Genomic DNA, 6,923 nt, shown 5'->3' on the forward strand with positions numbered 1-6,923 from the left:
TCTCCTGTTTGTTGCTCAGGCGGCTTTCGCGGTTGCGATTTGGGGGTCGAGTTTTCCCGCGGCGTAACGTTTCGCCATCTCGTCCATGGCGATGACCTTGATCTTCGAGGCGTTGGACGCCGTACCGAAACGCTCGAAGCGGTCCCGGCAAAGGTCGCGCAAGGCATCCATGGCGGGCTTCAGGAATTTGCGGGGATCGAACTCGCGCGGGTCTTCCGTCGCGACGCGGCGGAACTGCCCGGCCATGGCCATGCGGCAATCGGTGTCGATATTGACCTTGCGCACGCCGTAGCGGATGCCGCGCTCGATCTCCTCGACCGGGACGCCAAAAGTCTGGGGCATCTCGCCGCCGTATCTGTTGATGATGTCCTGCAACTCCTGCGGCACAGAGGAAGAGCCGTGCATGACCAGATGCGTGTTGGGCAGCTTCTCGTGGATCGCCTCGATCACCTGCATGGCCAGGATGTCGCCGTCCGGCTTGCGGGTGAATTTGTAGGCACCGTGCGAGGTGCCGCAGGCAATCGCCAGCGCGTCGACTTGGGTTGCGGTCACGAAGTCGACCGCCTGATCGGGATCGGTCAGGAGCTGGTCGTGGGAGAGCGCGCCCTCGGCGCCGTGGCCATCCTCGGCCTCGCCTTGGCCGGTTTCCAGCGAGCCGAGCACGCCCAGTTCGCCTTCGACGGAAGCGCCGACCCAATGCGCCATACGTGCGACGCGTTCGGTTATGGCGACGTTGTAGTCGTAGCTTGCCGGCGTCTTGGCGTCCGCCATCAAGGATCCGTCCATCATCACCGAGGTGAAGCCGTGGCGGATCGCGGAAAGGCAGGTGGCCTCGCTGTTGCCGTGGTCTTGATGGATGCATAGCGGGATGGTTGGGTGGATTTCGGTCAGCGCCTCCATCATCTTGGCCAGCATGATGTCGTTGGCATAGGTCCGGGCGCCACGCGAAGCCTGGATGATGACAGGCGCGTCGCAGGCCTTGGCCGCTTCCATGATGGCGAGGCCCTGTTCCATGTTGTTGATGTTGAATGCCGGTACGCCGTAGCCGTGCTCGGCGGCATGGTCGAGAAGCTGGCGAAGGGTGATGCGAGCCATTGTGAATCCTCCTAGATGATGAGCTTCAGCGCCGCTGCAGCAACCGCTTCGGACGTTATGTTGAAATGCCGGTAGAGGTCGGGGGCAGGGGCGCTGGCGCCGAAGCCGGTCATGCCGACGAAAGCGCCGGTCTCGCCGATCCAGCGGTCCCAGCCCAGCCGGGCTGCCGCTTCGACCGCGACGCGCGGCGCCGAGCCGAGGACGGCCTTGCGGGTGGCTCTTTCCTGCTCCTCGAAAAGCTCCCAGCACGGCATCGACACGACGGCGGCGGCGACGCCATGCTCGGTCTCCAGCCTTTCGGCGGCAGCAACCGCGATCTCGACCTCCGAGCCGGTGGCGATCAGGGTGACGGCACGGTGCTCGGCTGGTTCGCGCAGGACGTAGGCACCCTGGCGGGAGCGGTTCTCGTCACTGTGCGACCGACGCAGCATCGGCAGGTTCTGGCGCGACAGCACCAGCACGCTCGGCCGATCCTTGCTCTTCAGCGCGAGTTCCCAGCACTCCGCCGTTTCGATGACATCCGCCGGACGGAAGACGTTGAGATTGGGCGTGGCACGCAGCATCGCCAGGTGCTCGACCGGCTGGTGCGTCGGGCCGTCCTCGCCGAGGCCGATGGAATCGTGTGTCATCACATAGATGACGCGCTGGCCCATGAGCGCCGAGAGCCGCATCGCGCCGCGCGCATAATCGGCGAAGCACAGGAACGTACCGCCATAGGGCACGAACCCTCCATGCAGCGCGATGCCGTTCATGGCGGCCGCCATGCCGTGTTCACGAATGCCGTAGTGAATGTAGCGGCCGGCATAGTCACTCGGCGCAATGCGGTTCATGCCCTTGGTGATCGTCAGATTCGAGTGCGTCAGATCGGCCGAGCCGCCGACGGTCAATTCCGTTGCGCCGTTGATGGCCTCCAGCACCATTTCGGAGGCTTTTCGCGTCGCCACCTTGGTTGCCTTCTCGACATGTTCGCGACGAAAGGCTTCGAGCGCGTCGAAGACCGTGTCGGCCAGTTCGGCGGCGACGGCGTTTTCAAAAGCCTCGCGTCGCGGCGAGGCGGCAAGCCGCTGCTCCCAGGCGCGCCGCATCGCTTCGCCGCGACCGGCAATCTCGCGCCAGGCGAAAAGGATATCATCCGGCACCTCGAACGGCGCGTGGGCCCAGCCGATGTTTTCGCGTGTCGCGGCGATCTCTGCTTCACCCAGCGGTGCGCCGTGCGTCTTTTCCGAACCGCCGAGATTGGGGGCACCCATGCCGATCACTGTGCGGCAGGCAATCAGCGATGGCCGATCCGACCGCCGCGCCGCCTCGATTGCCGCGGCGACTGCTGCCATGTCGTGCCCGGCGACACTTTGGACATCCCAGCCGGCGGCCTTGAAGCGCGCCGGCTGGTCCATCGACGTGGAGAGGGAGGTCGGCCCGTCAATGGAAATCGCATTGTCGTCCCAGAAGACAATCAGGCGGGAAAGCTTCAGGTGACCAGCGAGATCTATCGCCTCGTGACTGATTCCCTCCTGAAGGCAGCCGTCGCCCGCAATCACATAGGTATGATGATCGACCAGATCGGCACCGTAGCGGGCGGCAAGCATGCGTTCCGCCAGCGCCATGCCGACCGCCGTGGAAATGCCCTGTCCAAGCGGTCCGGTGGTGGTCTCCACGCCAAGCGCATGGCCGTATTCCGGATGTCCGGCGGTGCGGCTGCCCAGCTGCCGAAATCGCTGCAATTCCTCGACCTGCATGTCTTCGTAGCCGAGCAGATGATGCAGCGCGTACTGCAGCATCGAGCCGTGGCCGGCTGAAAGCACGAAACGGTCACGGTCGGGCCAGTCCGGTCTCGACGGATCGATATTGATGAAGCGGTTGAACAGCACCGTTGCGACATCGGCCATGCCCATCGGCATGCCGGGATGACCCGAATTCGCCTTTTGGACGCTGTCCATCGCCAGCGCGCGAATGGCGTTCGCCATGTCGCGCTCAGAGACGAGAGCGGTTGTGGTGACGGGCTTCAGTGCTGTTTGGCTGGTCATTGCATCCTCCTCACGACACACGGCTCTTGCGTTCAACCAATTGCAGGATGAGCGGCGTCAGGATCAGCTGCATGGCAAGATCGAGCTTGTTGCCTGGCACCACGATGGAATTTGGCCGCGACATGAACGAGTCGTGGATCATCGACAGCAGATACGGAAAATCGATGCCGCGCGGATTGGCGAAGCGGATAACCAGCATCGATTCGTCGGGTGTCGGAATCCAGCGCGCGATGAACGGGTTGGACGTATCGACGATCGGCACGCGCTGGAAGTTGATGGCGGTCTGCGAGAATTGCGGGACAATGTAGCGGACATAGTCGGGCATCCGGCGCAGGATCACGTCCATCACCGCCTCGGTGGAATAGCCGCGTGTCGAACGGTCGCGATGGATCTTCTGGATCCATTCGAGATTGATGACCGGCACGACGCCGATCTTGAGATCCGCATGCTTGGCCAGATTGATCGTGTCGGTGACGACACAGCCGTGCAGCCCCTCGTAGAAGAGCAGGTCGCTGGGAGCGAATTCGCGCCATTCGGTAAAGGTTCCCGGTGGCGTGCCGTGCTGCTTTTCCTCTTCCTCATCATGAATGTAGGTGCGGGTCTTGCCGGTTCCGCGACGGCCATATTCCGCGAACACCTCTTCGAGAATTCCGAGTTCGTTGGCCGCGGCATTGAAATGGGTGAAGTTCGGGTTGCCGGCCTTTTCCTCCTCGGCCACCTTTGCCTTCATCGCCGCGCGGTCGTAGCGGTGAAATGCGTCGCCTTCGATGAAAGCGGCCTCGATGTTCTCGCGCCGGAAAATCAGCTCGAAGATGCGCTTGACCGAGGTCGTGCCGGCGCCCGACGACCCGGTGATGGTGATGATGGGGTGCTTGGCTGACATGGTGCAGCTCAGGCTCTGAACAGGCCGCGGCGGCTGAACAGCGGCGCACGCTCACCGATGTTGCTCGGCTCTGTGTGGTAGCGCGTGATGCGCGCGACTTCCCGCGCCGACCCGAAGATCATCGGCACGCGCTGATGCAGGCTCTCGGGCTCGATTTCCAGGATGCGGGTGATCGCGTCGGTGGCGGCACCACCAGCCTGCTCTATGAGATAGGCGATCGGGTTGGCCTCGTAGACGAGGCGCAGCCGTCCCTGACCATAGCCCTTGCGCCGATCGCCGGGGTAGAGAAAAACGCCGCCGCGCATCAATATGCGGTAACAGTCGGCGACCAGAGAGGCGATCCAGCGCATGTTGAAATCCTTCTCGCGCGGTCCTTCGGTGCCCTCCAGGCAGTCGTCGACATAGAGCCGCACAGCCTCGTCCCAGTGCCGGTAGTTGGCGGCGTTGATGGCGAACTCCTGAGTGCGTTGCGGAATGATCCGGCTTTCATAGGCCTGGACGAAGGTGCCGAGCCTTGTCGAGAAGACGAAGACATGCGTGCCGCTGCCGAGCGACAGGACGAGTGCCAGCTGCGGCCCATAGATGAAGAAACCGGCGCCTAGCTGGTTCACGCCCGCCTGCAAGAAAGAGGCGGCCGGATCAGCGTCCGGCGCGCCAGTTGCGGTCAGGAGCGAGAAGATCGTTCCGATCGACACGTTGGTGTCGATGTTGGAAGAGCCGTCGAGCGGGTCGATCGCAATGGCGAGTGGCGCTTGCCTGTCGAGCAGGACTGGCTGCTCCAGCTCCTCGGAGGCGTAAAGCGCCACCGGCGCACGGCGCATGGCGTCGAGGAAGATGTCGTCGGAGAAGACGTCGAGATCCTTCTGGACGTCGCCGTCGGCATTGGCGCCACGGGTCTCGGCAAAGGCGGCGCCGAGCACCCCTTGGTTGATGGTGTTGCGGACCTTGATGGCGGCCTGTGTCAACTGACGGACGGTCGTCACAACGGCCGAGCGGAATTCGTCTGGCTGGCCGAGATAGGAGTTCAGAAAAGCGTCGAGCGTTGCCGCTGGCATCGTAACCTCCCCTCCGGCCGCATCTCCTCGGAGCGGCTGGACTGGAGGAATGGAAACAAACGTCACACGATAAGTAAAATTCAATAACTTTACCTGGTCAGTAAAAATAACTTAGTATGCGACATGAGAAACCTCACGCTCAAGCATTTCAAGACCGTCCAGGCAATCATCAAGTGCGGCAAAATTGTCAGCGCAGCCAAGATGTTAGGCCTGTCTCCTCCAGCGCTGACAATCCAACTGCGACAAGTGGAGGAAGAATTCCAGCTGGCTCTGTTCGACCGAACGTCGGACGGCATGCGTCCCACTGCCGCAGGTCTGGCTTTCGTCGAGACAGCGCAGGTTATCGAGGAGCATCTCGGTTTGCTCGAAGACAAGATGGATGCCATCAAGGGCGTACGCACCGGCAGCTTGAGGCTCGGCGTCGTTTCCACAGCCAAATATTTCGCGCCGCGGCTGATGGCTGCGTTCATGAAGGACCATCCCGACATCGACATGCGGCTTGCCATCGGCAATCGTGCCCAGACGATCGACAACCTCAGGAACCACGACATCGATATCGCGCTGATGGGGCGTCCGGCGAAAGAGGTTCCGGTGCGTGCTTCGGTCTTCGGTGATCATCCGCTGGTCATCATCGCGCCGCCCGACCATCCCTTGGTGGCGGCGCGCGATATCTCCAAGGAGCGGATTGCCGAGGAGCATTTCCTTATTCGCGAGCCCGGCTCCGGAACCCGTATCTCGTTGGAAATATTCCTGAGCGACGTGCCTGGGCGCATCGACGACCTCGGTGTCGAGATGGCCTCGAACGAAACGATCAAGCAGGCGGTGATGGCTGGTCTGGGCATCGCCTTCATCTCTGCTCACACCATCGCTGCGGAAACCGAGGCAGGCCGGCTTGTCATCCTCGACGTTGTCGGCATGCCGATCCGCCGACAATGGTTCTCGGTGATGCGAACCGATCACGCAATCTCGCCGGCGATGGCCACATTCAACGATTTCCTGATGCGCAAGGGCGCAATGTACCTGCCCCTTTTCGGAAAGCTGTATCCAGACAAGGCTGGATGACACTGCACGAGCGCAACGGATGAAAGTCCGGTGGAGAACGCCCGCGCTCGTTGGTATTATATAAGCGATATGTTATGTTGCAGTGCGAAAGAGCGGGGGCCACGTCCTTTCACACCGTAAGCGATCTGTATGTGCAACCCCTGCAGACTGTTCGGAACTCTCCCGGGTATGGGTTCGGGAATTCGATGGGGAAAAGGGGTAATGCTTTACACACTCGTTATGATGGTCTGCCTGACGGATGGACCGCGGACCTGCGAACAACGCGAGGAAATGGTAGACGGTCTGGCGATGAATCCCGGGACTGCCTTCATGCAGGCGCAGCCGCTGGTGGCAAGGTGGATCGAGACGCATCCCGGTTATTTCGTGCAGCGCTGGCGTGTGCTGCCTGGCAGAGAGTCGTGAGACAGGCGGCCAAGGTCTATTTCTTCACGATGAGCGTTTCCGAGACAGTCTTCGACAACTGGTAAAGCCGCTGCTCGATTATCGTCGGCACATCGCAGACATAAGTCAGCGACTGGACGCGTTCGTTGAAAATTCGCGTCGCGAAATTCAGTTGATCGGTTCGCCGTTCTACTTCGTCCGGATCCGCATCGGCCTTGGCGCGCAGCGCGTCCACTTCGGATGCTTCCTTGCGCAACTGTGCCGCCATTTCCAGCTGTTTGTGGGCATAGCGGGAGATGCCGGAGATCACGTGCGAACGCTCGGCGTCCATGTGATCGAACATTCCCTGCACCAGCATCGTCATTTTGGTTGCGACCTGCTCGGGCGGTAGGGAAGTCGCGAAATCCTTGATCTCCTTCTGGG

Annotated in this window: 6 protein-coding genes and 1 pseudogene; 2 read left to right on the forward strand and 5 right to left on the reverse strand. The window is 61.7% G+C overall.

Features of this window, described 5'->3' with window-relative positions; translation table 11 throughout:
- Window positions 1–15: 15 nt before the first annotated feature.
- Genes fba through ENZ74_RS01335 form a run of 4 tightly spaced genes read right to left on the reverse strand, consistent with a single transcriptional unit; the run spans window position 16 to window position 5,057 of the window.
- On the reverse strand, window positions 16–1,095 hold the full coding sequence (fba, locus tag ENZ74_RS01320) for a class II fructose-bisphosphate aldolase (protein ID WP_063167848.1): 1,080 nt from the start codon (window positions 1,093–1,095) through the stop codon (window positions 16–18).
- Between the two features lie 11 nt (window positions 1,096–1,106).
- The gene (tkt, locus tag ENZ74_RS01325) at window positions 1,107–3,119 is read right to left on the reverse strand and encodes a transketolase (RefSeq protein ID WP_063167849.1); all 2,013 of its coding nucleotides are present in this window, start codon (window positions 3,117–3,119) and stop codon (window positions 1,107–1,109) included.
- A 10-nt stretch (window positions 3,120–3,129) separates the two neighbouring features.
- A complete protein-coding gene (locus tag ENZ74_RS01330; RefSeq protein WP_013532053.1) occupies window positions 3,130–4,002 on the reverse strand; it encodes a phosphoribulokinase in 873 nt (290 codons plus the stop codon).
- A gap of 8 nt (window positions 4,003–4,010) precedes the next feature.
- Window positions 4,011–5,057, reverse strand: coding sequence for a class 1 fructose-bisphosphatase (locus ENZ74_RS01335; protein ID WP_013532052.1), 1,047 nt, complete (start codon window positions 5,055–5,057; stop codon window positions 4,011–4,013).
- Between the two features lie 123 nt (window positions 5,058–5,180).
- On the opposite strand from ENZ74_RS01335, the gene ENZ74_RS01340 reads away from it, so the two are divergent.
- Together ENZ74_RS01340 and ENZ74_RS01345 are read left to right on the forward strand one after the other, a co-directional pair.
- Window positions 5,181–6,119 (forward strand): LysR family transcriptional regulator, encoded by a 939-nt coding sequence (locus ENZ74_RS01340; protein WP_013532051.1) that lies wholly within the window; start codon window positions 5,181–5,183, stop codon window positions 6,117–6,119.
- A 201-nt stretch (window positions 6,120–6,320) separates the two neighbouring features.
- Entirely contained in the window at window positions 6,321–6,521 is a 201-nt protein-coding gene (locus tag ENZ74_RS01345; RefSeq protein WP_013532050.1) for a hypothetical protein, read from the forward strand.
- Between the two features lie 16 nt (window positions 6,522–6,537).
- Here ENZ74_RS01345 and ENZ74_RS01350 read toward each other — a convergent pair.
- Window positions 6,538–6,923, reverse strand: a pseudogene (locus ENZ74_RS01350) (hypothetical protein); the annotation flags it as partial.

Origin of the sequence: Mesorhizobium sp. M7A.F.Ca.CA.002.15.2.1 (assembly GCF_003998715.1) — a bacterium.
In the GTDB taxonomy this organism is placed as follows: domain Bacteria; phylum Pseudomonadota; class Alphaproteobacteria; order Rhizobiales; family Rhizobiaceae; genus Mesorhizobium; species Mesorhizobium ciceri.

Coding starts and splice junctions, on each gene's coding strand:
- fba (WP_063167848.1), bottom strand. CDS start 1,095: ATGGCTCGCATCACCCTTCGCCAGCTTCTCGACCATGCCGCCGAGCAC.
- tkt (WP_063167849.1), bottom strand. CDS start 3,119: ATGACCAGCCAAACAGCACTGAAGCCCGTCACCACAACCGCTCTCGTC.
- ENZ74_RS01330 (WP_013532053.1), bottom strand. CDS start 4,002: ATGTCAGCCAAGCACCCCATCATCACCATCACCGGGTCGTCGGGCGCC.
- ENZ74_RS01335 (WP_013532052.1), bottom strand. CDS start 5,057: ATGCCAGCGGCAACGCTCGACGCTTTTCTGAACTCCTATCTCGGCCAG.
- ENZ74_RS01340 (WP_013532051.1), top strand. CDS start 5,181: ATGAGAAACCTCACGCTCAAGCATTTCAAGACCGTCCAGGCAATCATC.
- ENZ74_RS01345 (WP_013532050.1), top strand. CDS start 6,321: ATGCTTTACACACTCGTTATGATGGTCTGCCTGACGGATGGACCGCGG.